We start from the raw sequence: 21,065 nt of genomic DNA on the forward strand, positions 1-21,065 counted from the left end.
GCGGGCCGCCCGCCGGGCCAGGGCCGTCGTGGAGCGCCCGTCCAGGTACGGCAGCACCACGGCCTGGCCGCCCCAGGCGCGGACCTGGGCCGCCTCCGGCAGGTCGTCGACCGCGTAGTCACCGCCCTTGACCCACACGTCCGGCCGCAGCAGGTCCAGCAGCGCGGCCGGGGTCGCCTCCTCGAAGGAGACCACCGCGTCCACGCTGCCGAGCGCCTCCAGCACCCGGACCCGGTCGGCCAGCGGGGTGAGCGGGCGGCCCGGCCCCTTCAGCCCGGCCACCGAGGCGTCCGAGTTCACGCACACGATCAGGCAGTCGCCGATCCGCCGGGCGCTCTCCAGCAGCCCCACATGACCGGCGTGCAGCAGGTCGAAGCAGCCGCCGGTCGCCACGACCGTCCCTCCGCGCGAGCGCACCTCCCGGACCAGCGCCAGGGCGTCCGTACGGCCGGCCGCCGGCGGGCGCGGGGGAGCCGCGGGCCGGCCCCACAGGGACGTGCCCGCGGCGCCGCCCGCCGCGACGAACGACGCCGCCTCGGTCACCGCCTGCCAGACGGCCTCCTCGGGCAGGGCGCCGTCGGCGAGCGCGCCGGCGGTGTGCGCGGCGAAGCAGTCGCCGGCCCCGCAGGTGTCCCCGGTCGCCCGGAACGGCGCCGGCACCAGCAGCGGCGCGTCGGCGTGCGGCCGGGTCAGCAGCGCGCCGCGCTCGCCGAGGGTGACCACCACCGAGACGGCCTGCCAGCGCTCGGCCAGCAGCGCCCCGCGCCGGGCGTACGCCCCCAGGGAGCCGGTGGTGCCCTCCTCGGGGCACAGCGCCCGGGCCTCCGCCGCGTTGGGCGTGACCAGCCGGGCTCCCGGCACCGGCGGGCCGCCGCGCGGATGCGGGTCCCACACCACGGGCACCCGGCGCGCGACCGGCTCCAGCAGGGGGCGCAGCGCGTCGGCCGTGCCGCGGCCGTAGTCGGCGACCAGCACGGTGTGCGCGGCCGCCAGGACCTGGGCGCACTCCGGCGTGGGCGCGCCCGCCCGGCCCCCGCCGCGGTCGACGCGCACCACCGGCCGCCCGGCCGCCAGCACCCGGGTCTTGACCGGCAGCGAGCCGTCCAGCGGCAGTTCCACCAGGGTGACCCGGCCGCGCAGCGCCTGGCGGACCCGGCGGCTGGCCGCGTCCCGGCCGAGCGCGGTGACCAGCACCACCTCCCGGCCGGACCGGGCGGACCGGGCCGCGAGGGCGGCGGCGAGTCCGGCGCCGCCGGGCCGGGAGCGGTCCGCGGTGACGTCGACCACCGGGACCGGCGCGTCCGGGGCCAGCCGCTCGGCGACCCCTTCGATGTCCCGGTCGAGCAGGACGTCCCCCACCACGACCAGCGGCCCCGAGGCGCTCACGGCGTCCTCCCGTCCAGGACGGGCAACGCGCGGACGGCGGCCACCGCCGCCCCCGCCGCGAGCGCGGCCCCGCCCGCCCCCGCAGCCCCGGCCTTCCCGGCCGCCCCGCCCGCCCGCTCCAGAGCCGTGTCGAACGCCTCGCACAGCAGGTGCACGGCCACCAGGTGGGCCTCCTGCACCGTGGCAGTGCTGGCGGCGTCGATGCACAGCGCCTCGTCGGCCACCTCCGCCAGCGGGTTGGGGGACCGGCCGGTCAGCGCCCACACCCGCACCCCGCGGGCCCGGGCGGTGGTCGCGGCCGACAGCAGGTTGCCGCTGCGCCCGGACGTCGACAGCAGGACCAGGACGTCGCCCGCGCGGCCGTGCGCCGCCACCTGCCGGGCGAACACCTCGTCGTATCCGTAGTCGTTGCCGATGGCCGTGACGCTGGAGGTCTCGGCGTGCAGGGCGATCGCCGAGAACGGCGGACGCTCCCTGCGGTAGCGGCCGACCAGTTCGGCCGTGAGGTGCTGGGCCTGGGCCGCGCTGCCGCCGTTGCCGGCGGCCAGCAGACGGCTGCCGGCCGGCAGGACGACGGCCAGTGCCGCGCCCCACCGCTCCAGCAGGTCCCCTCCGTCACGGCACATCCGTTCGAGGGCGGTGTGCAGGGCGGAACAGTGGTCCCGGACGCCCTCCCCGGAGGGGGACGGCGGCCCGGAGGACGGGTAGGAGTACGGGTTCATGGTGTCGGACCGGTGCCTGGTGCCGCCGGCCCCACCTCCTTCCGGACGCGGGTACGGGTTCATACGACGGCGGTGCGCCGGTCGCGGGCGGACTCCGTGGCCGCCCCGGAGCGGCGGCCGGAGAGCACGGAGAGGTACGAACGTTCGGTCGCGCCCGCCACCCGGTCCCAGCCGTAGTGGCTCAGCGCCCGGCGCCGGGCCGCGGCCCCGTAGGCCGCCCGCGCCTCGGGGTCGGCGAGCAGCGCCGCCACCGCGCGGGCCAGGGCCGCCGGGTCGCCGGGCGGGACCAGCAGGCCCGTCTCCTGGTGCACGACGGTGTCCAACTGCCCGCCCACGGCGCTGGCCACGACGGGACGGCCGCACGCCATGGCCTCCAGCGGCACGATGCCGAACGGCTCGTAGTCCGCCGGGCACAGCACCACGTCGGCGCTGCGCAGCACGGCGGGCACGGCCTCGCCGGTCAGACCGCCCAGGAAGCGGACCCGGTCCGCCACCCCGGCCGCCCGCGCCAGGGAGCGCAGCCGCAGCGCCTCCGGGTCCTGGTCGAGGAGCTCGGCCGGCGGCCCGCCCGCCACGACGAGTTCGGCGTCCGGCAGCGCGCCGAGGGCGGCGATGGACACCGCGGTGCCCTTGCGGGGGACCAGCCGGCCCAGCTGGAGCAGCCGGAACCGCGGCTGGGGGTCCCGGGCGGCGCCGGGGCCGTCCGGCCGGAACCGCACCGGGTCCACCCCGCACGGCACGACGTCGGCCTGGACCGCCGGCACGCCCATCCGCACCAGCTCGCCCACCTCGTCCCGGCAGGTGGCGAGCACCCGGTCGCAGCGCAGCCCGATCTCCCGCTCGTGGGCGAGGCGTTGGGGCGGACTGGTGTCGGCGGCACCCTGGTGGCGCCGCTTGACCGTGCCGAGGGCGTGGTAGGTGTGCAGCAGGGGGATCCCCAGCTCGCCTACGGCCACCAGCGCGGCGAGCCCGGACATCCAGAAGTGCGAATGGACCACGTCGGGCGGCCGCGACCGCCACTCGGCCAGCAGCCAGGTGCCGAACGCGCCCATGTGCGGCAGGAGTTCGTCCTTCGGCACATGCTCCGCGGGGCCGGCCGGCACGTGCTGGACCCGTACTCCGGGGCGCAGTTGCACGACCTCCGGCAGGTCGGGCGCGTCCCGCCGGGTGTACACCGTCACACGGTGCCCCCGGTCCGCCAGGGCCCCGGCGAGGCAGGCCACGTGCACGTTCTGGCCGCCCGCGTCGACCGTGCCGAGCGACGCCAGCGGGCTCGCGTGCTCCGAGACGAGCGCGACCGACAGCCGTCGCGGGCCGTGGGAACGGGTGGGGGATGTCATGACCGTACCTCCGTGAGCAGGTGCTCCCAGTCGGACAGGAAGCGGGTGAGTCCGTACCGTTCGAGCGCGGCGCGGCGGGCCCGGGCGCCGTCCTCCCGGGCGGCCTCCGGTTCCTCGAGGTAGTGACGGGCGGCCCGGGCCAGTTCCTCGGGCCGGGTCGAGAGCGTCCCCGCGCCGGGCGGAACGGCCGCCACGGCCTCGGTGGTGGCCAGGGCCACCACGGGCATGCCGAGGTGCATGGCTTCCAGGAGCGACAGGCCGAGGGAGGTCCAGCGCACCGGGTGCAGGTACAGCCGCCGCTCGGCCAGGGCCGCGAGCAGCTGGGCCTGCGGCAGGTCCTGGGACCGGCAGCGGTCGGCGCTCAGGCCCAGGTGCGAGGCCAGCGCCTCGGTGCGCATGCCGAAGACGTCCAGCGGGGCCGCCTCGGACAGCGCCGGCAGCAGGTCGGTACCGGTGTACCGGCCGCGCCGCACCGGGTCGTTGACGACCACGGCGGCCCGGGGCAGCCGGCCGGTGTAGCGGTGGCCGGGATCGATGATGCCGTGCTCGATCACCCGGGTGCGGGTGCTCCCGTTGTCCCAGAACAGCCGGTTGAAGTGGGTGACGTGGACGAGGACCACGTCGTCCCGGTCGGCGGCGGGGTGCCGGCTGCGCGGCACCTCGCCGTCGGGCGCGTTGTGCTCCAGGTAGACGGCCGGCAGGTCGCGGCCCGGCCGGCGGCCGCCCAGCCACTGCTCGGCGAGCTGCCACTCGTGGGGTCGCTGGAGCACCACCACGTCGACGTCCGCCTCGGCCAGCTCGGCCGGGGTGACCTCGCGGACGGAGTCCGGCCAGTCGAACGTACGGGCCCGGCCGAGGCCGTCCGGACCGCGGTCGGGGGTCACCGGCACCAGGTAGGTGTGCGGGCCCTGGACGAACGCCGTGGTCCAGGAGCCGTGCACGTGCCAGAGCAGGATGTTCACGATGCCCCTCCTTCGCCGGACACGGGCCCGCCGGCGGCGCCGACGAGCAGCGTGGACACCGCCGCGAGCACGTCCTCGTCGCGCACCGAGTCCAGGCAGGGGTGCCCGGCCACGGGACACACCCGGGACCGGGTCCCGGCGCAGGCCGCGTGCTGGTCGCCGAGCAGCACGTGCGGGACCCCGTACGGCCGCCAGCGCTCGGACGGCACGACCGGGGCGAACAGGCAGGCCACGGGCGTGCCCACGGCGCACGCCAGGTGCGCGGGGCCCGTGTTGCCGGTCACGACGGCCCGCGCCCCGGCCAGTACCCCGGCGAGTTCGCCGAGGTCCCGGGTGCCGCCGCCGAGGTCGAGCGCGTGCCGCCCGGCCACCCGGGCGGTCAGCGGGCGCTCCGCGGCCGCCCCGGTCACCACCACGCGGTGCCCGGCCCGGTGCAGCGCGGCGACCGCGCCGGCGGCGCGCTCGGGGCTCCACGCCCGGGCCGGGACGGCGGCCCCCGGATGCACGACCACGTACGGGTCGGGCCCGGTCAGGCCGACGGTGTCCGGGGGCTCCAGGATCCGCAGCGCCCCGTCGTCGCCGGGCGGCAGCGGGAAGCCGAAGTCGCGGGCCAGGTCGAGGGCGGCCTCCGCCTCGTGCCGCCCGGGCCGCCGCCGGTGGCGCAGCGCCAGCAGGGCGCCCGGGTAGTCGACGCAGTCGGCCGCCACCTCCGGGATCCCGGCCAGCGCCAGCAGCAGTGCGGCGGGCAGCGGACTCTGGTGGTACGAGACGAGGACCAGCGCGCGGTCGAAACGGTCGGCGGCCAGGGCGTCCAGCAGCAGGTCGCACTCCTCGCGGGAGGTCCGCGGGGGCTCCAGGCCCACCCAGGCGGCCTCGTGCACGAGGATCCGGTCCACGCCGGGCAGCAGCGCGGCGGCCGGGGCGCCCTGCGGGCCGCACAGCACGGCCGTGTACGAGGACCCGGCCGCGACCGCCCGGACGGCGGGCCCGGCGAGCAGGACGTCCCCCGCGCTGTCCAGGCGGACGACGAGGGTGCGCGGCGCCGACGTCACCATGGGGCACCTCCCGGCTCCCCGGCCGCCCCCGGGCCCGGCGCCGTCCCGCCGCCGAGGACGAGCCGTACGGCGCCCAGCAGGTCGGCGGCCGTACGCCCGGCCGCGCGCACCTCCTCGGGGCGGGTGACGGGCGTGGGCACCAGGACTCCTGTGGCGCCCGCGGCCCGGGCGGCGGACACGTCGGCGCCGATGTCGCCGATGACCACCGTGCGCCGGGGGTCGGCGCCGAGCGCCTTGCAGGCGGCCAGCACGAGGCCGGGCGCGGGCTTGCGGCAGCGGCAGCCGTCGCGCGGGCCGTGCGGGCACACGGCCCACAGCGCGAACGGCCCCAGGAGCGCGTCCACGCGGGCGGCGACCGCCCTCACCTGTCGCCGCGTCAGCACGCCGCGCCCGACGCCGGACTGGTTGCTGACCACGGCGACGGGGACGCCGCTCTCGCGCAGCAGCCGGACGGCGCGGTGGGCCGTGGGCATCGGCTCGACCCGGTCGGGGTCGCCGTTGTAGGGGACGTCCACGACGAGCGTGCCGTCGCGGTCGAAGAGGACGGCGTGCGGCAGCCGGTCCCGGGCGCGGTCCGCCCCGCGGCCCGGCCGGGGCGGATCGTCCCGGCCGGCCCCCTGCCCGGGCCACACCCAGGGCCCGCCGGGCCACGCCGGCTCCTCCGCTTCCGGGCCGTCCGGCCACGCTGTTTCCGGGCCGTCCGGCCGCGTCCGCTCCGGCCCGACCCGGGGCGCCGCCTCCGGCCCGCTCGGTCGCGTCCGCTCCGTCCCGGTCGGGGGAGCGGGACCACCGTGGGCGGTCATGCCGCACCGGCCGGGGTCGCGGCCGGCTCCCGGCCGGCCGGGGCGGCGTGCGCCGGGGGAGCGGCCTGCCGCGCGGGCGCCACGCGCCTGTGCGCGGCCAGGCCCCGCAGCCAGTGCCAGGTGGCGGCCGGGGGCACGAGGACGCTGGTCACCGCCATGGTCAGGATCTCGGACCGGTCGCGCGGGCCCGGCAGGATCCGGGCGGCGGCGAACTCCACCGTCCCGGCGAGCCAGGCCGCCGCGCACCAGCCGGCCGCGCGCCGGTGGCCGAGCAGCGCCCCGGCGACCGCCGCGCATCCCGCGGCCGTCACCGCGAGGTGCCCGGGCCGCCGGCCCAGCCGCTCGCCGGCCCGGGCCCGCCACCCGGCGCCGTGCAGGCGATGCATGAGGACGTCGTCGGCGTTGCCCGCCTGGGCGCGGACCGACACCCACCGGTCCGCCGGACGTACCGGGTGGCGGGTGCGGCGCGTGCCCCCGACCAGGCCCCAGCCGCCGCCCAGCAGCCGCAGCGCCAGGTCGGCGTCCTCCCGGAAGGCCCGGTGGAACCGCTCGTCGAAGCCGTCGGCCGCCCGGAGCGCCTCGGTGCGGACCGCCATGTCGGCGGTGATCCAGCGGGCGGTCGCCAGGCCCGCCGTGCAGCGCTCCCAGTCGGTGGGACGCCGGTCGGCCGGCAGCGGGACCTCGATCCGGGCGCTCACGGCGGCGGTCCCGGGGCCGGCGGCCGCCAGGTCCCGGGCCAGTTCCTCGCCCCAGTCCGGGCCGGGCACCACGTCGTCGTCCAGGAAGACCACCCAGGGGACCGCTCCCGCGGCCCGCCACCCGAGGTTGCGTGCCGCCGCCGGTCCACGGGCGGCGCCCGCCACCACCAGCGTCCGCGACCGCAGCCGGTCGGGGATCTCCAGCGGGGGCGGCGCGCCGTCCGGACCGGGCCGGTCGTGCACGACGACCACGCGGGCCGGCCCGGGCCCGCGGGTGTCCGCCAGCGCCTCCAGGCAGGCCCGCAGCTGCGGGCGGCCGACCGTCGGTACGACGACCGCGTACGGGCTGCCGGCGGGGGCGTTCACGCGGACCACCCGTCGGCCGAGGTGGCGAACATCCGGCCCCGGCGCACCGCGTACGGCCCGATGGCCAGCAGGTCCACCGGTGCCGAGCCGAAGCACTCCAGCGCGTCCCGGGGATCGTCGACCATGGGCCGGCCGGCGGTGTTCAAGCTGGTGTTGACCACGACGGGCAGCCCCGTGAGCTCCTCGAACGCCGTCAGCATCCGGGCCACCAGCGGCTCACGGGCCGGGTCCACGGTCTGGATGCGGGCGGTGCCGTCGACGTGCACCACCGCCGGGATCCGCTCGGCCCAGCCGGGCCGTACGTCGTGCACGAAGAGCATGTACGGGCTGGGCAGGGGCCCGTCGAAGATCTCCGCGGCCCGGTCGGCGAGCACCATGGGGGCGACGGGCCGGAACTGTTCGCGGCCCTTGACGTCGTTGAGCCGCTCCAGATTGCCCGCGTGCCCGGGATGGGCCAGCAGCGACCGGTGCCCGAGCGCCCGCGGACCGTACTCGGAGCGTCCCTGGAACCAGGCGACGACGGCGTTGTCCGCGAGGGACTGCGCCACGGTGGCCGCGATGTCGGCGGGCCGCTCGAAGGGCACTCCGGCCGACTTCAGCCAGCCCGCCAGCTCGGCGTCGGACCATTCGCGGCCCAGGTCGGCGCCGCCCATGGGGGCGACGTCCTCGCCCGCCCCCGCGGCCAGGAGCAGGGCGCTGCCCAGCGCGGTGCCGGCGTCCCCCGCGGCAGGCTGCACCCACACCCGCGAGAACGGGCCCTCGCGGGAGATCCGGGCGTTGGCCACGCAGTTGAGCGCCACTCCGCCGGCCAGCGTGAGGACGTCGTCCCCGGTCCGGCCGTGCAGCCAGCGCGTGAGGTCCAGCAAGGTCTCCTCCAGCACGGCCTGGGCGCTGGCCGCGGTGTCGGCGTGGGCCTGCGTCCACGGCTCCTCGGCCCCCCGGGGCGGGCAGAACTCCGACCAGGGGACGCCGGTCGCGCGGAAGCCTCCGTCGCCGGTGGGGAAGACGTGGCGGCGCAGCTCGGCCAGCATCCGCGGCGTGCCGTGGGAGGCCAGGGCCATCACCTTGAACTCGTCGGAGGACCGCAGGAAGCCCAGGTGCGCGGTGAGTTCCTCGTAGACCAGGCCGAGCGAGTGCGGGAGTTCCTGGGCGTACAGCGGCTCCAGCTCGGCGCCGCGGCGGCGGGCCGCGAGGTGCGAGGCCCGCTCCCCGCGCCCGTCGAGCACCAGCACCGAGCTGCGCCCGGCCGCTTCCGCCGCGAAGGCGCTCGACGCGGCGTGGGCCATGTGGTGCGGGACGAACCGCACCAGCTCGGGGTCGAGACCGGGCAGGGCCGACGCCAGGAACCCGGGGGCCTGGCGGGCGTAGGTCTGGCGCAGGTGGTCCCAGGGGTCGTCCAGGCCCATGTCCTCGGCCGGGCGTGCCAGGGCGGGGTCGTAGGAGTAGGCGACGGCGTCCAGGTCCTGGGGACGCAGTCCGGCCTTGCGCAGGCACCAGCGGGCCGCCTCGACCGGCAGTTCCCAGGCGGAGAACGGCACCGGCCGCTTGCCGTGCTTACGTCTGCTGAATCGTTCTTCCTCTGCGGCCGCGACCGTCCGGCCGTCGATGACGAGAGCGGCCGCGGGGTCGTGGAAGAGGGCGTTGATGCCGAGGATGCGCATGGTGGTCCGTCCGTGAGGGGTCAGGAGCCGGGGTTCAGGTGGCCGGCCGGTCGCTACCGCTCCGGTCCGCGCCCGGCGTCCGGTCGCGGAACCACGCGATGGTGCGACGCAGGCCCTCCACCACCTCGACCTGCGGCTCCCATTGGAGCTTGCCGCGCGCCAGGGTGATGTCGGGGCAGCGGACCGCCGGGTCGTCCACCGGACGCGCCACGAACCGGATCTCCGAGGTGGAACCGGTCAGTTCGATGATCCGGCGGGCCAGGTCCGCCATGGTGATCTCCTCGGGATTGCCCAGGTTGACCGGACCGCGCAGGCCGTGCGCCGCCGCGGCGAGGATCCCGGCCACCGTGTCGTCGACGTAGCACAGCGAGCGGGTCTGCCGCCCGTCACCCGTCACCGTCAGCGGTTCGCCGTCCAGCGCCTGGCGTACGAAGGTGGGCACGGCCCTGCCGTCGTGGCCGCGCATGCGCGGCCCGTAGGTGTTGAACAGCCGGACGATGCACGTGTCGGTGCCGTGCACCGTGGTGTGGGCGGTGGTGAGCGCCTCGGCGAACCGCTTGGCCTCGTCGTACACGCTGCGCGGCCCGACCGGGTTGACGTTGCCCCAGTAGCCCTCGCTCTGCGGGTGCTCGTGGGGGTCGCCGTACACCTCGGAGGTCGAGGTGAGCAGGAACCGCGCTCCGCTGCGGCGGGCCAGCTCCAGCGCGTTGCGGGTGCCCGCGCTGCCCGTGTCCAGGGTGTGCAGCGGCAACCGCAGGTAGTCGGCCGGGGACGCCGGCGAGGCCAGGTGCAGCACGAGGTCCGGCGGCCGCTCGACCTCGAACGGCCGGCTGACGTCGGCCCGGCACAAGGTGAAGCCCGGATCCTCCAGCAGCCCGGCGACGTTCTCGGGGCGGCCGGTGCTGAAGTCGTCCAGGCACGTCACCTCGGTCCCGGCGGCGAGCAGCGCGGCGCACAGGTGCGAACCCAGGAAACCGGCCCCGCCGGTGACCACGGCGTGCGCCCAGCGACGGTCAGGGCGGTCGGGGGAAGACACGGCCATGAGGGTCTCCTCGATACGGCAGCGGGAAGGCGGAAGCCGCCGGTGGCGGCCTCGGTGCGTCCTCGGGGCACCTGGGAGGGGGCGGCAGGGCCGGACTCCACCCTGCCCGGGATGCACGGGCCCGGCGCGGCGGGGAAGCCATTGGGGTGAGAACCGCGCGTGACGGAACACGCCGTCCTCGTCCCGATCTTCACCACGGCGAACGCCGCCGGACGATCCGGCCGGGCTCGGGAGCCGAGCGCCGGTTCAGCCGGTGTCCGGCAGCCGGCGGGCGGGCTCGGGGCCCGGCCGGCGGCACGTGGTCCGGCGCCGTCAAGTGCTCCTGTGCGAGGCCCTCTTGCGCGGCCCCCGCTGTCGCAGCCCCTACCCGGACGATCCGGCGGCATGCCCTGCGTAGCGCTTCGTTCGCGCCGGGCCCCGCGGAAGACGCCCTTCGGCGGGCCCGACGGGCTTCGCCGTACGGCCCGACCGCCCGGTGCGAGCTGGGTCGACGCGCGCCGCTGTCCGCGGAACGAAGACTTGCCGAGCGGCACGGCAGCGGCGGTCCGCCGGTGACTGCGTCACGGTCGGCGCCAGGCGTCGCTGTCGAGGTGCGAGCCGGCCATCGGGCCCATCCGGAGCATGCCGCCGTCCACGGCCCAGGAGGCGCCCGTCACATAGCCGGAAGCGGGTCCGGCGAGGAAGGCGACGACCGCCGCCACCTCCCGCGCGTCGCCCGGCCGCCCGAGCGGTATCCCGGGGCGCCGCACGGACGTCACCTCGACGTCCTCCTGGCCGGTCATGGGCGTCGCGATCTCGCCCGGCGCCACGGCGTTCACCGTGATGCCGTACGAGGCGAGTTCGAGGGCCATCACCTGGGTGAGCAGGCCCAGTCCGCCCTTGGCGGCGCAGTACGGCGCGGTGCCCACGCGGGGTTGGTGCTCGTGCACCGAGGTGATGTTGACGATGCGCCCGCCACGGCCCTGCGCGATCATCCGGCGGGCGGCCCGCTGACCGCAGAGCAACGGGCCGACGAGGTCCACGTCCAGGACCCTGCGCACCGTGTCCAGGTCCAGGTCGACGAACGGCACCGACGCACCCGTGCCCGCGCAGTTGACCAGGACATCCAGGCCGCCGAGCTCGGTGGCGAGGTCGTCCACGGCGTCCGCCGCCCCCGGCAGCCGCGTCAGGTCCATCCGCGCGACGGCGGCGCGCCGGCCCGTCCGCGCCACCTCCTCGGCGGTCCCGCGGGCGCCGGCCTCGTCGGCGTGCCAGGTGATGCCGACGTCCATCCCCACGTCCTGGGCCAGCGCGACCGCGATCGCCCGACCGATCCCGGAGTCCGACCCGGTCACGACCGCGACGCCCGGCCCGTGGCGCCCCGGCCCGCCGTCGGCCGTCACGGCAGCCCCAGCCGCAGTGCCGGACAGGCGAGGCCCGCACCCGCGCCCGCGGGAGGCGGGAACGCCGTCGCGAAGACGTGGACGGTGACGGTCGGTCCCGCGTCGCGGACCGCGTGCATCCGGTGGTAGAAGGTCTCGTCGAAGCAGAAGCCCTTGCCCGCCCCCACCTCCGTGACGTGCGGCGCGGTGCCCAGCCGGGCCCTCTCGTGGGTCAGCGCCCCGCGGGCGACGTAGACCGCGCCGCGGACCTGCTCGTGGTCCAGGTAGCCGGTGCCAGGCGGCATCCGGTGCCAGCCGATGGCCCAGACCCCGAGACCACCCGAGCGGAACAACTGGATCCAGCTTCCCTCGCCGTCCGGATCCGCCAGCCGGGTCCGCCACCGCGTGTAGTCACGGCCCACCTCGTAGGCGACCTCCAGCAGGTCCTCCGGCTCCAGGAGGAAGTCGTACGACCGCAGGGCCGTCAGCTGTTTCTCCATGACTCGCACCGCCTCGGACGCTCCGTACGCCGCCCCCGCCCGCGCGGGGGCGGACGAGGGCGACGCCTCGCCGGGGCACCTGCCCCGGCGAGGCGCTTCCATGCCCGGTGGCCGGCGGGCCCGGCCGTACCGGCGGGCAGCCGACATGGGCGCCCAACGGGCTTACCCGGCAGGCCGGTTGGGACGTAGCGCCGTGCCGCTCGTACGGCGGGGGCATACGGCGGTGGAGCGCGGGTAGGCGCGTCACCGGCACAAAGGGAGGCCTCCACCGCATGGAGGCACCGACCGAGGGAGGTGCCGGCCGTGAAGACCCAGCCGGACACCCAGTCGACCAGCCGCCGCGTCACGCCCGAGGACCGGGTCCGGACCTGCCGTCCGGCCCTGCTCCGGCGGGACTGCTGCATGGAGCCCCCGGAGTCCAGCGACGAAGCGGGCTTCGAAGCCAACGTGGTGCGGGGTGAGGACTGACGAGATGACCAGGGTCAGGCGGCTGGCGATGGGCGTGGACGAGGAGTACCTGCTGCTGGACGCCCGCAGCCGGGACCTCGCCGACCGAGGGCCGGCGCTCGTGGCGGCGACCCGCCCCGAGCTGGGCGCGCAGGTGCGCACCCGCCGCTGGCCGGCCCAACTGGGCGTCCGTACCGAGCCCATGGTCGACAGCGCCGATCTGCGGGCCGAATTGGACTGGCTGCGCACCACCGTGGCAGCGGCCGCCCGGGACGCGGGCTGCCGCTGCGTCGCCGCCGGGACTCCGCTGCTCGGCGGCGTACCGGCGGCGCGGTCCGCAGGGCCGCCCGCGTCAGTACCCCCGCAGGGAGCGGTACCCCCGCGCCCTGGCGAGGCGCCCCCGCACGGCGGGCCCCGCGACCGCGCGGACGGTCCGGTGTGCTGCTGCGGCATCCACATCGGGCCGCTGGACGCCGAGCAGGCCGCGGAACTGGCCGCCCACCTGCGCCCTTGGCTGCCCGTGTTCGTGACCCTGGCCGCCAATTCCCCCTTCGCCTACGGACGGGACACCGGCTGCGCCAGCTGGCGCTCGGCACGCTTCGGCCGGCGGCCCGCCGCCGCCCGGTCGAACCGTGCCGGGCCCGGCGGCCCCGACCGTCCGGACCCCGCCCGGGCGCCGCACGTACGCGCCCCGGAGCGACGCGACGGCCGCAGCCCCTGTCTGCGGCCCTCCGGTCGACGGCCGACCCTGGAGGTCCTGGTCCCCGACGCCAACGCCGACCTCGACACGGTCGTCCTGCTCGCCGTCCTGCTGCGCGGCCTGGCCACGGCGCTGCTGCCGGCCGTCGCCGACCGGCGCCCCGCACCGGTGGTCCCCGAGGCGTGGCTGCGGCAGTCCTACGCCCACGCCTCCCGCCACGGCCTGCGGGGACCGGGCCTGGACCCGCTCAGCGGCACGGAGGCCGCCCCGCGCCTGCTGCTGGAGCGCATGGTGGAGCTGGCCGCGCCCGGCATCGCCGCCGCCGGTGACGTCGAGCTGGTGGAGGGCCTGCTGCGCCGGGTGCGCCGCCTGGGCGGTGGCGCGGCCCGGCAGCGGGCCGTCCACGAGCGCTGGGGCGGCCTGGAGGCCGTGGTGGACGCCCTCGCCCTGGCCACGTCCGGCGCGGACCCGGGCCTGCTCACCCCCGTCGGCTGACGGCGCTGCCCGCCGCCGCCACCTGCGGCTCCACCCCGGCCATCTGCGCCGTGCGGCCGCGCCCAGCAGCCCCGTGCCCGCCGTTCCGTGTCACAGTGGGGGGTACGGGGGCCCCGGATGAGGTTCGGTCATGGACGATACGGAACGCACGCTGGAACAGCTGCTCACCGGGCTCACGGCCGTCCGCGACGGCAACCTGGACACCCGCCTCCCCGAGGGCGCGCCCGGGCTGCCCGGGCAGATCGCCGCCGTCTACAACAGCATGGTCGTCCAGCTGTCGCAGGTGACGACCGAGGTCACCCGGGTGGCGCAGGAGGTCGGCGGGCAGGGCCGGCTCGGCGGCCAGGCCCGGGTGCCGCCCGCCGGCGGCGTCTGGCGCGAGCTGATCGACGGCGTCAACACCATGGCCGACAACCTGACCTCCCAGGTCCGCAACATCTCCCGCACCGCCACGGCGGTCGCCCGCGGCGACCTCACCCAGAAGATCTGGGTGGACGCGCGCGGTGAGATCCTGGAGCTCAAGGAGACCATCAACACGATGGTCGACCGGCTCTCCGCCTTCGCGGAGGAGGTCAGCCGGGTCGCCCGCGAAGTGGGCACGGAGGGCAACCTCGGCGGCCAGGCCACCGTCCACGGCGTCTCCGGCACCTGGAAGGACCTCACCGACAACGTCAACTCCATGGCGACGAACCTCACCAACCAGGTCCGCAACATCGCCCAGGTCACCACCGCCGTCGCCCAGGGCGACCTCACGCGCCGGATCGACGTCGACGCGCGGGGCGAGATCCTGGAGCTGAAGACGACCATCAACACCATGGTCGACCAGCTGTCCTCGTTCGCCGCCGAGGTCACCCGCGTCGCGCGGGAGGTCGGCACCGAGGGCCGGCTCGGCGGCCAGGCCGAGGTCGCCGACGTCGCCGGGACCTGGCGCCGGCTGACGGAGAACGTCAACGAACTCGCGGGCAACCTCACCCGCCAGGTACGCGCCATCGCCGAGGTCACCGGTGCCGTGGCGCGCGGCGACCTGACCCGGACCGTCACCGCCGACGCGCCCGGCGAGGTCGGCGAGCTCAAGGACAACATCAACGCGATGGTCGAGTTCCTGCGCACCACCACCCGGGCCAACGAGGAGAAGGACTGGCTGGGCACCCAGTTGGCGCGGGTCTCGCGCAGCATCCAGGGACACCGCGCGCTGTCCACCGTGGCCGAACTGATCATGCGCGAGGTGCCCCCGCTCGTCGACGCGCAGTACGGCAGCATCTTCCTGGCGCAGGCCGGCACCGACGGCCCCGAACTCGTCGCGCTGGCCTCCTACGGACTCCCCGACGACCCGGAGGGCGGACCGCGCCGCTTCCGCGTCGGCCAGTCCCTGGTCGGCCAGGCCGCGGCGGACCGGCGGACGCTCGTCGTCGAGGACCTGCCGCCCGGCTACGCCACCGTCGCCTCCGGCACCGGCGCCACCGACCCGCGCTTCCTGATCGTGCTGCCCATCGTCGTCGAGGGCGAGGTGCTGGGCGCCCTCGAAGTGGCCGCCGTCCACCCGTTCCTGCCGCTGCACCGGGAGTTCCTGGAGCAGTTCACCGAACTGCTCGGCGCGAACGTCAGCACCCTGGTGGCCAACGCCCGCACCGCCGAACTGCTGGAGCGCTCGCAGCAGTTGGCGTCGCAGCTGAGCGCCCGCTCCCAGGAGCTCCAGGCCGGCCAGCTGGAGTTGCGGCGCAGCAACGCGGAACTGAAGGAGAAGGCGGCCCTGCTCGCCGAACGCAACCGCGACATCGAGCGCAAGAACCAGGAGATCGAACAGGGCCGTCAGGAACTGGAGGAACGGGCCCGGCAGCTGGCCCGCGCCTCGGTCTACAAGTCGGAGTTCCTGGCCAACATGAGCCACGAACTGCGGACCCCGCTCAACAGCCTGCTGATCCTCGCCCAGTTGCTCTCCCAGAACGCGGAGGGCAACCTCACCGAGAAGCAGGTGGACTACGCGACCGTCATCCACTCGGCCGGTTCCGACCTCCTCCAGCTGATCAACGACATCCTCGACCTGTCGAAGGTCGAGGCCGGGAAGATGGACGTACGCCCCGAGCCGGTGCAGCTGCACCGCGTCCTGGACTACGTGGACGCCACCTTCCGGCCGGTCGCGGACGAGCGGAAGCTGGAGTTCGTCGTGGACGCCTCGCCGCGGGCCGCGGAGCGGCTCACGACGGACGAGGGACGGCTTCGCCAGGTGCTGCGCAACCTCGTCGCGAACGCGCTGAAGTTCACCGAGTCCGGCAGCGTCACGGTCCGCGTCGAGCCCGTCGCGCCCGAGGAGGCCCCCGCCCCCGTGCGCGACACGCCGGGCGGCGTGCTGGCCTTCCGGGTCACCGACACCGGCATCGGCATCGCCGAGGACCGGCTGGAGGCCGTCTTCGGCGCCTTCCAGCAGGGCGACAGCGGCATGGCCCGCGCCTACGGGGGCACCGGGCTCGGCCTGTCCATCAGCCGCGAGGTCGCCCGCCTGCTCGGCGGCGCGATCACCGTGCAGAGCAAGGTCGGCGAGGGCAGCTGCTTCACCCTCTACCTGCCCCTGCGCGCCGACCCGGCGCAGGACGACCCGGAGCACCGGACCCCCGGCCGCGCCGTGCGGGAGCCGGCCGACCCGCCGGCTACCGACGACCCGGCCGATCTCACCGGCCGCACGGTGCTGCTGATCGACGACGACGACCGCAACGTGTTCGCGCTCACCGAGATCCTGGAGGCGGCCGGCGTACGGGTGCTCAGCGCGGACAACGGCAAGGACGGCGTCGCGCTGCTCGGCTCCCGCCCCGAGGTCTCCCTGGTGATCATGGACCTGATGATGGCCGGGCTCGACGGCTTCGCCGCCACCCGGGCCATCCGCGCCATGCCGCGCCACGCCGACCTCCCGGTCGTCGTGGTCACCGCCAAGGCGATGCCCGGCGACCGCGAGGACGCCCTGGCGGCCGGCGCCACCGACTACGTGACCAAGCCGGTGGACCCGGCCCTGCTGCTGGCCACGGTCCGTTCCTGGATCGGCGGGCGGTCCCCGGCCTCGTGACCGTCGTGCGAGCGGCCCGGGCAGGGTGTCACAGCGCCACCACGATCCCGTAGACGAGGAAGAACAGCGCCACGAGGACCGCCAGCCCGATGATGACCACGAGCGGTCCCGTGGACCAGCCGCGTTCCAGCCGCCGGTACGGGCCCGCTCCGGAGGCGGTGCTCGCCTCGCCGGGAGGGGTCTCGCCGGGCGGCACCGAGCCGCCGGGTTCCAGGCCAGGGGTGGTGCGGGGGTCGGGGTCCGGAGTGTTGGTACTCATGCCCCGCGTGTCCCCGTAATCGGCACGAGCATGCCGGACCGGGCGGACTTGCGGGCGGGACCCGGGTGTCCCGCGCCGGACACCGGGCAGACGGGGCACCGAAAGCAGACAGCCGCGGCTGCCCACCAGCCCACCACCGCGAAAGGTGCCGCCCATGACCGCGTTCGGCTACTTCCTTGCCACCGAGGAATTCACCCCCGCGGAGCTGCTCGACCAGGCCCGCCGGGCCGAAGAGGCCGGATTCACCCGGCTGGCCGTCTCCGACCACTTCCACCCGTGGAACGACGCCCAGGGCAACAGCCCCCTCGTGTGGTCGATGATCGGGGCGCTGTCCCGGACGGTCGCCCTGCCCGTCACCACCCTGGTGACCTGCCCCACCGTACGCATGCACCCGGCGGTCACCGCACAGGCCGCCGCGACCTCCAGCGTGCTGCTCGACGGCCGCTTCGCCCTCGGCGTCGGCACCGGCGAGGCCCTCAACGAACACGTCCTCGGCGACCCCTGGCCGCCGTTCGCCGAACGGGCCGCCATGCTGGAGGAAGCCGTCGAGGTCATGCGCCGGCTGTTCACCGGCGAGCTGGTCAGCCACCGCGGGACCCACTACACCGTCGAGAACGCCCGCCTGTACACGGTGCCGGACGAGCCGCCGCCCATCCACGTCTCCGGCTTCGGCCCGAAGGCCGCCGACCTCGCCGGGCGCATCGGCGACGGGTTCGTGCTCATGAGCCCCGAGCGGGAGCTGATCGACGCCTTCCGGGCGGGCGGCGGCGCCGGAAAGCCGGTGATCGGCGGGCTGAAGGTCTGCTGGGACCGGGACCGCGAGCGGGCGGTCGACACCGTCCACCGCCTCTGGCCCAGCCAGTTGCTGCCGGGTGAACTCAGCCAGATCCTGCCCACCCCCGCCCACTTCGAGCAGGCGTGCGAACTCGTCACCCGCGAACAGGTGTCCGAGAGCATGACCTGCGGCGACGACCCGGAGGCACACGTCGAGGCGCTCCGCGCGTACGTGGACGCCGGGTTCGACGAGCTCTACGTCGGGCAGATCGGCCCAAAGCAGGAGGCGTTCTTCGAGAACTACCGCACGAAGGTCCTCCCCGCCCTCGGCGCGGGCCGCTGACAGCGCCCCGGGGCTCCGCGTCCCCCGGCCGAACGGGCGCCGACGCGCCGCCGTTCGGCGGAAGTTCCCGGAGTGGCGGCACCGGCCCGCCGGTGCCGCCCGGCGAGCATGCACTCCGGAGGCGGTGACCATGAGCGCGATCGATGCCCGGAGCGGGGGCCGGGGCCCGAGCCGGGGCGCGGACCCGGACCCCGACCGGGACCCCGACCGGGACCCGGATCCGGACCCGGACGCCGACGCGGACCGCGGCCGTGGACCGGCCCGGGACCGGAAGAGCGGGCGATCGGGCCCGCGCGGGGCACGGGCCCTGGCCACCGTCCTGCTGGCGCTGTCGGTGGCCGCCTGCGGCGCCCCGGCCTCCGTCCGCGGTGACGCCGCCCGGGCGGCGGAAGGATTCGGCGCCGCCCTGGCCGCCGGTGACCTGCCCTCCGCCTGCGCGCTGCTCGCCCCCGGCACCCGCGAGGAGCTGGAGGACACCGCCCGCCAGGCCTGCGCACAGGCCCTGGGCGAAGAGGACCTGACCCCTGGCGGCCCGGTCCACGGCACCGAGGTGTTCGGGCGGCAGGCCCGGGTCCTGATGGAGGACGACACCGTGTTCCTGTCCCGGTTCGACGGCGGTTGGAAGGTGGTGGCGGCCGGTTGCCGTCCGGTGCCCGACCTGCCCTACCGGTGCACGCTGAAGGGGGCGTGAGATGCGCTTCGTGTTCGCCGGCTGCCTCACCGTGATGCTCGCCGGACTGGCGTTCTTCATCGCGGCCGGGCTGGCCCACCGATGAGCGCCCAGGACGGGCGGCGCGCCGGCGGCGTCGCCGGATTCCTGCGCGACAACGGCCTCACCCTGGCGTTCGGGACCGCGTTCCTGCTGGTGCTCGCGGCCCAGGCCGTGGCGGGCCGCGCCGAGTTCAACGAGACGCTGGCCGTGGACGGCTTCCAGCAGGTCGGCCTCGGCGAGTACGTGCTCTCCTCGGACTTCGCGGTCGACGTGACCGAGAACTGGCAGTCGGAGTTCCTCCAGTTCTTCCTGTACGTCTTCGGCACGGTCTGGCTGCTGCAGCGCGGCTCCCCCGAGTCCAAGGAGATGCACAAGGCCGGTGTGGAGTCGGACGAGGAACAGCGCATGGGCGACCACGCGCAAGCCGGCTCCCCCCGCTGGGCCGGCACCAAGGACTGGCGGCAGGCGGTCTACTCCCGCTCCCTGGGCATCGTGATGGGCGCCCTGTTCCTGCTCTCCTGGCTGGCGCAGTCGATCGCCGGCCTGGCCGCCTACGACGGGCAGCAGCTGCGGCAGCTCGAAGCCCCGGTCAGCTGGACGACGTACCTCGGCTCCGCCGACTTCTGGAGCCGGTCGCTGCAGAACTGGCAGTCCGAGCTCCTGGCCGTGGCCGCCATGGCGATCCTGTCGGTCTACCTGCGGCAGCGCGGCTCCCCGGAGTCCAAGCCCGTCGGCGCGCCGCACCACGCCACCGGGGTCGAGGGCTGAGCCCCACCCCGAGCCGGGCGGTCCATGGCCGGGGCGTGGCTCCGTCGCGCACGCCCCGTACGCCGTCTCTGCCCAGCCGGGGCCCGTCCATACCTGCCGGCGCCGGTATGAGGACGGCCGGACGCGGGCAGCCGCCGGTCATGAGCGCCCCCGACCCGCCGGCACCGCCTCCGCCCGGCCACCCGGCACCCGACCTCCCGGCACCCGACCTCCCGGCACCCGACCTCCCGGCACCCGACCTCCCGGCACCCGGCCACCAGGCACCCGACGACCTGCTGGACGCCCTCAGCGCATGGGTGGCGATCGCGTCCGTGTCGTCCGAGCCGGACCGGGCGGGGGACGTGACGCGGTCCGCGCGCTGGCTCACCGACCTGATGCGCCGGACCGGCTTCCCCCACACCGAGATCTGGCCGACCCGGAGCGGCCTGCCCGCCGTCCACGGCTGCTGGCCGGCGGCCGACCCCGCAGCGCCCGTCCTCCTCGTCTACAGCCACCACGACGTGCACGCGGCCGATCCGGGCGAATGGCGGCTGACCAAGCCGTTCGAACCCCACCGGCACGACGGCCGGCTCTACGGCCGCGGGGCCTCCGACGCCAAGGGGCAGATCCTCTGCCACCTGTGGGCCCTGCGCGCCCATCTGGCGGACACCGCCCGCGACGCCCCCGCCGTCACGGTGAAGTACCTGGTCGAAGGCGAGGAGGAGACCGGCTCCCGCCACCTGGCCGACCTGCTCGCCGAGCACGCCGACGCCCTCGCCGCCGACGTGGTCATGATCTCCGACACCATGCTCTGGTCGCTCCGGGACGCGGCGGTCTGCGCCGCGGTCCGCGGCTCCGTCACCGCCACGCTCACCGTGCGCGGTGCCCACCGCGACCTCCACAGCGGCGCCGTCTCCGGCGCCGCCGCCAACGCGGCCACGGAACTGTGCCGACTGCTCGGCGGCCTCCACGACCACACCGGCCGGATCACCCTCCCGGGGTTCTACGAGCCGGTGGCCGAGCCCGACCCCCAGCTGCGCGCCTCCCTGGACGGCCTCCCCTTCGACCCGGGGGCCTGGCTGGCCCGGACCGGGACGTTCGGGGCCGGGGGAGAGGCCGGGTTCACCGTTCCCGAGCGGCTGTGGACCCGCCCGTCCGCCGAGGTCGCCCGGCTCACGGCGGGCCCCACCGACCGGCCGGCGCTCGGCCTCGTCCCCGCCGACGCGAGCGCCGACCTGCTGCTGCGGCTCGTGCCCGAACAGCGCGCCGACGAGGTCGCCGAGCAGCTGCGCGCCTGGCTGGACGCCCACCGCCGCCCGGGTTTCGGCTACCGGCTGGAGGTCTCCCCGACCATCTCCGACCCGTACCGGACACCCCCCGACCACCCCGCGCTGGCCGCCCTCACCCGTGCGGTCGGCCACGCCTACGGAGCCCCGCCCCGGCTCATCGGCAACGGCGGGGCGGCGCCCGCCGCCCAGCTGGCCCGGGCCTGCGCCGCCCCCGTGCTCTTCTTCGGGACGGGCCTGCCCGGCGACCGCTGGCACGGCCCCGACGAACGCGCCGAGACGGCCGCGCTCGGGCTCGGCGTCCGCGCCCTGGCACGCTTCTTCGAGGAGCTGGCGGCCACCGCCTGAACG

General features: G+C 76.4%; 19 protein-coding genes. 7 read left to right on the forward strand and 12 right to left on the reverse strand.

Annotated features, from left to right (window positions below; translation table 11 throughout):
- The 11 genes from rfaE2 to LG632_RS07275 form a co-directional block, all read right to left on the reverse strand.
- The coding region (gene rfaE2, locus LG632_RS07225) for a D-glycero-beta-D-manno-heptose 1-phosphate adenylyltransferase (RefSeq protein ID WP_226725997.1) at positions 1–1,386 on the reverse strand (1,386 nt) is incomplete at its 3' end.
- A complete protein-coding gene (locus tag LG632_RS07230) occupies positions 1,383–2,108 on the reverse strand; it encodes a D-sedoheptulose-7-phosphate isomerase (RefSeq protein ID WP_374203420.1) in 726 nt (241 codons plus the stop codon). The genes rfaE2 and LG632_RS07230, both read right to left, overlap by 4 nt.
- A gap of 59 nt (positions 2,109–2,167) precedes the next feature.
- Positions 2,168–3,448: a glycosyltransferase gene (locus tag LG632_RS07235; RefSeq protein WP_226725998.1), complete on the reverse strand. Its 1,281-nt coding sequence runs from the start codon at positions 3,446–3,448 to the stop codon at positions 2,168–2,170.
- Entirely contained in the window at positions 3,445–4,410 is a 966-nt protein-coding gene (locus LG632_RS07240; protein ID WP_226725999.1) for a glycosyltransferase, read from the reverse strand. The genes LG632_RS07235 and LG632_RS07240 overlap by 4 nt, the downstream gene beginning before the upstream one ends.
- Entirely contained in the window at positions 4,407–5,465 is a 1,059-nt protein-coding gene (locus tag LG632_RS07245) for a glycosyltransferase family 9 protein (RefSeq protein WP_226726000.1), read from the reverse strand. Before LG632_RS07245 ends, LG632_RS07240 begins: the two co-directional genes overlap by 4 nt.
- The gene (locus LG632_RS07250; RefSeq protein ID WP_374203421.1) at positions 5,459–6,097 is read right to left on the reverse strand and encodes a D-glycero-alpha-D-manno-heptose-1,7-bisphosphate 7-phosphatase; all 639 of its coding nucleotides are present in this window, start codon (positions 6,095–6,097) and stop codon (positions 5,459–5,461) included. The genes LG632_RS07245 and LG632_RS07250 overlap by 7 nt, the downstream gene beginning before the upstream one ends.
- 167 nt (positions 6,098–6,264) lie before the next feature.
- Complete coding sequence (locus LG632_RS07255) at positions 6,265–7,332, reverse strand: glycosyltransferase (protein WP_226726001.1); 1,068 nt, start codon at positions 7,330–7,332, stop codon at positions 6,265–6,267.
- On the reverse strand, positions 7,329–8,993 hold the full coding sequence (locus LG632_RS07260) for a carbamoyltransferase family protein (RefSeq protein WP_226726002.1): 1,665 nt from the start codon (positions 8,991–8,993) through the stop codon (positions 7,329–7,331). Before LG632_RS07260 ends, LG632_RS07255 begins: the two co-directional genes overlap by 4 nt.
- A gap of 34 nt (positions 8,994–9,027) precedes the next feature.
- The gene (locus LG632_RS07265; RefSeq protein ID WP_226726003.1) at positions 9,028–10,035 is read right to left on the reverse strand and encodes a UDP-glucuronic acid decarboxylase family protein; all 1,008 of its coding nucleotides are present in this window, start codon (positions 10,033–10,035) and stop codon (positions 9,028–9,030) included.
- A gap of 560 nt (positions 10,036–10,595) precedes the next feature.
- On the reverse strand, positions 10,596–11,417 hold the full coding sequence (locus LG632_RS07270) for an SDR family oxidoreductase (protein WP_226726004.1): 822 nt from the start codon (positions 11,415–11,417) through the stop codon (positions 10,596–10,598).
- Entirely contained in the window at positions 11,414–11,896 is a 483-nt protein-coding gene (locus tag LG632_RS07275) for a cupin domain-containing protein (RefSeq protein ID WP_226726005.1), read from the reverse strand. The genes LG632_RS07270 and LG632_RS07275 overlap by 4 nt, the downstream gene beginning before the upstream one ends.
- Before the next feature lie 303 nt (positions 11,897–12,199).
- Between LG632_RS07275 and LG632_RS07280 the strand changes: the two genes are divergently transcribed.
- From LG632_RS07280 to LG632_RS07290, 3 genes are all read left to right on the forward strand, one after another.
- The gene (locus tag LG632_RS07280; RefSeq protein WP_226726006.1) at positions 12,200–12,364 is read left to right on the forward strand and encodes a hypothetical protein; all 165 of its coding nucleotides are present in this window, start codon (positions 12,200–12,202) and stop codon (positions 12,362–12,364) included.
- Between the two features lie 4 nt (positions 12,365–12,368).
- Positions 12,369–13,538 carry a carboxylate-amine ligase gene (locus tag LG632_RS07285; RefSeq protein WP_226726007.1) on the forward strand — a complete coding sequence of 390 codons (1,170 nt, stop codon included), beginning with the start codon at positions 12,369–12,371 and terminating at the stop codon, positions 13,536–13,538.
- 130 nt (positions 13,539–13,668) lie between these two features.
- Complete coding sequence (locus tag LG632_RS07290; RefSeq protein ID WP_226726008.1) at positions 13,669–16,593, forward strand: hybrid sensor histidine kinase/response regulator; 2,925 nt, start codon at positions 13,669–13,671, stop codon at positions 16,591–16,593.
- Between the two features lie 28 nt (positions 16,594–16,621).
- Here the strand turns inward: LG632_RS07290 and LG632_RS07295 are convergent, their stop codons facing one another.
- Positions 16,622–16,852 carry a DUF6480 family protein gene (locus tag LG632_RS07295; RefSeq protein ID WP_226726009.1) on the reverse strand — a complete coding sequence of 77 codons (231 nt, stop codon included), beginning with the start codon at positions 16,850–16,852 and terminating at the stop codon, positions 16,622–16,624.
- 154 nt (positions 16,853–17,006) lie between these two features.
- Here LG632_RS07295 and LG632_RS07300 point away from each other — a divergent pair, with 154 nt between their 5' ends.
- The 4 genes from LG632_RS07300 (at position 17,007) to LG632_RS07315 (ending at position 21,062) form a co-directional block, all read left to right on the forward strand.
- On the forward strand, positions 17,007–17,969 hold the full coding sequence (locus LG632_RS07300; RefSeq protein ID WP_226726010.1) for a TIGR03557 family F420-dependent LLM class oxidoreductase: 963 nt from the start codon (positions 17,007–17,009) through the stop codon (positions 17,967–17,969).
- 130 nt (positions 17,970–18,099) lie between these two features.
- Entirely contained in the window at positions 18,100–18,660 is a 561-nt protein-coding gene (locus tag LG632_RS07305; RefSeq protein WP_226726011.1) for a hypothetical protein, read from the forward strand.
- An 81-nt stretch (positions 18,661–18,741) separates the two neighbouring features.
- On the forward strand, positions 18,742–19,449 hold the full coding sequence (locus LG632_RS07310; RefSeq protein ID WP_226726012.1) for a DUF6766 family protein: 708 nt from the start codon (positions 18,742–18,744) through the stop codon (positions 19,447–19,449).
- 140 nt (positions 19,450–19,589) lie between these two features.
- Positions 19,590–21,062 carry a M20/M25/M40 family metallo-hydrolase gene (locus LG632_RS07315; protein WP_264201525.1) on the forward strand — a complete coding sequence of 491 codons (1,473 nt, stop codon included), beginning with the start codon at positions 19,590–19,592 and terminating at the stop codon, positions 21,060–21,062.
- Positions 21,063–21,065 lie beyond the last annotated feature (3 nt).

Origin of the sequence: Streptomyces antimicrobicus (assembly GCF_020532625.1) — a bacterium.
In the GTDB taxonomy this organism is placed as follows: Bacteria; Actinomycetota; Actinomycetes; order Streptomycetales; family Streptomycetaceae; genus Streptomyces; species Streptomyces antimicrobicus.

Excerpts from the sequence above, each read along its gene's own strand:
- LG632_RS07230 (WP_374203420.1), bottom strand. The coding sequence starts at position 2,108 with ATGAACCCGTACTCCTACCCGTCCTCCGGGCCGCCGTCCCCCTCCGGG.
- LG632_RS07235 (WP_226725998.1), bottom strand. The coding sequence starts at position 3,448 with ATGACATCCCCCACCCGTTCCCACGGCCCGCGACGGCTGTCGGTCGCG.
- LG632_RS07245 (WP_226726000.1), bottom strand. The coding sequence starts at position 5,465 with ATGGTGACGTCGGCGCCGCGCACCCTCGTCGTCCGCCTGGACAGCGCG.
- LG632_RS07260 (WP_226726002.1), bottom strand. The coding sequence starts at position 8,993 with ATGCGCATCCTCGGCATCAACGCCCTCTTCCACGACCCCGCGGCCGCT.
- LG632_RS07265 (WP_226726003.1), bottom strand. The coding sequence starts at position 10,035 with ATGGCCGTGTCTTCCCCCGACCGCCCTGACCGTCGCTGGGCGCACGCC.
- LG632_RS07275 (WP_226726005.1), bottom strand. The coding sequence starts at position 11,896 with ATGGAGAAACAGCTGACGGCCCTGCGGTCGTACGACTTCCTCCTGGAG.
- LG632_RS07285 (WP_226726007.1), top strand. The coding sequence starts at position 12,369 with ATGACCAGGGTCAGGCGGCTGGCGATGGGCGTGGACGAGGAGTACCTG.
- LG632_RS07290 (WP_226726008.1), top strand. The coding sequence starts at position 13,669 with ATGGACGATACGGAACGCACGCTGGAACAGCTGCTCACCGGGCTCACG.
- LG632_RS07295 (WP_226726009.1), bottom strand. The coding sequence starts at position 16,852 with ATGAGTACCAACACTCCGGACCCCGACCCCCGCACCACCCCTGGCCTG.
- LG632_RS07300 (WP_226726010.1), top strand. The coding sequence starts at position 17,007 with ATGACCGCGTTCGGCTACTTCCTTGCCACCGAGGAATTCACCCCCGCG.
- LG632_RS07305 (WP_226726011.1), top strand. The coding sequence starts at position 18,100 with ATGAGCGCGATCGATGCCCGGAGCGGGGGCCGGGGCCCGAGCCGGGGC.
- LG632_RS07310 (WP_226726012.1), top strand. The coding sequence starts at position 18,742 with ATGAGCGCCCAGGACGGGCGGCGCGCCGGCGGCGTCGCCGGATTCCTG.
- LG632_RS07315 (WP_264201525.1), top strand. The coding sequence starts at position 19,590 with ATGAGCGCCCCCGACCCGCCGGCACCGCCTCCGCCCGGCCACCCGGCA.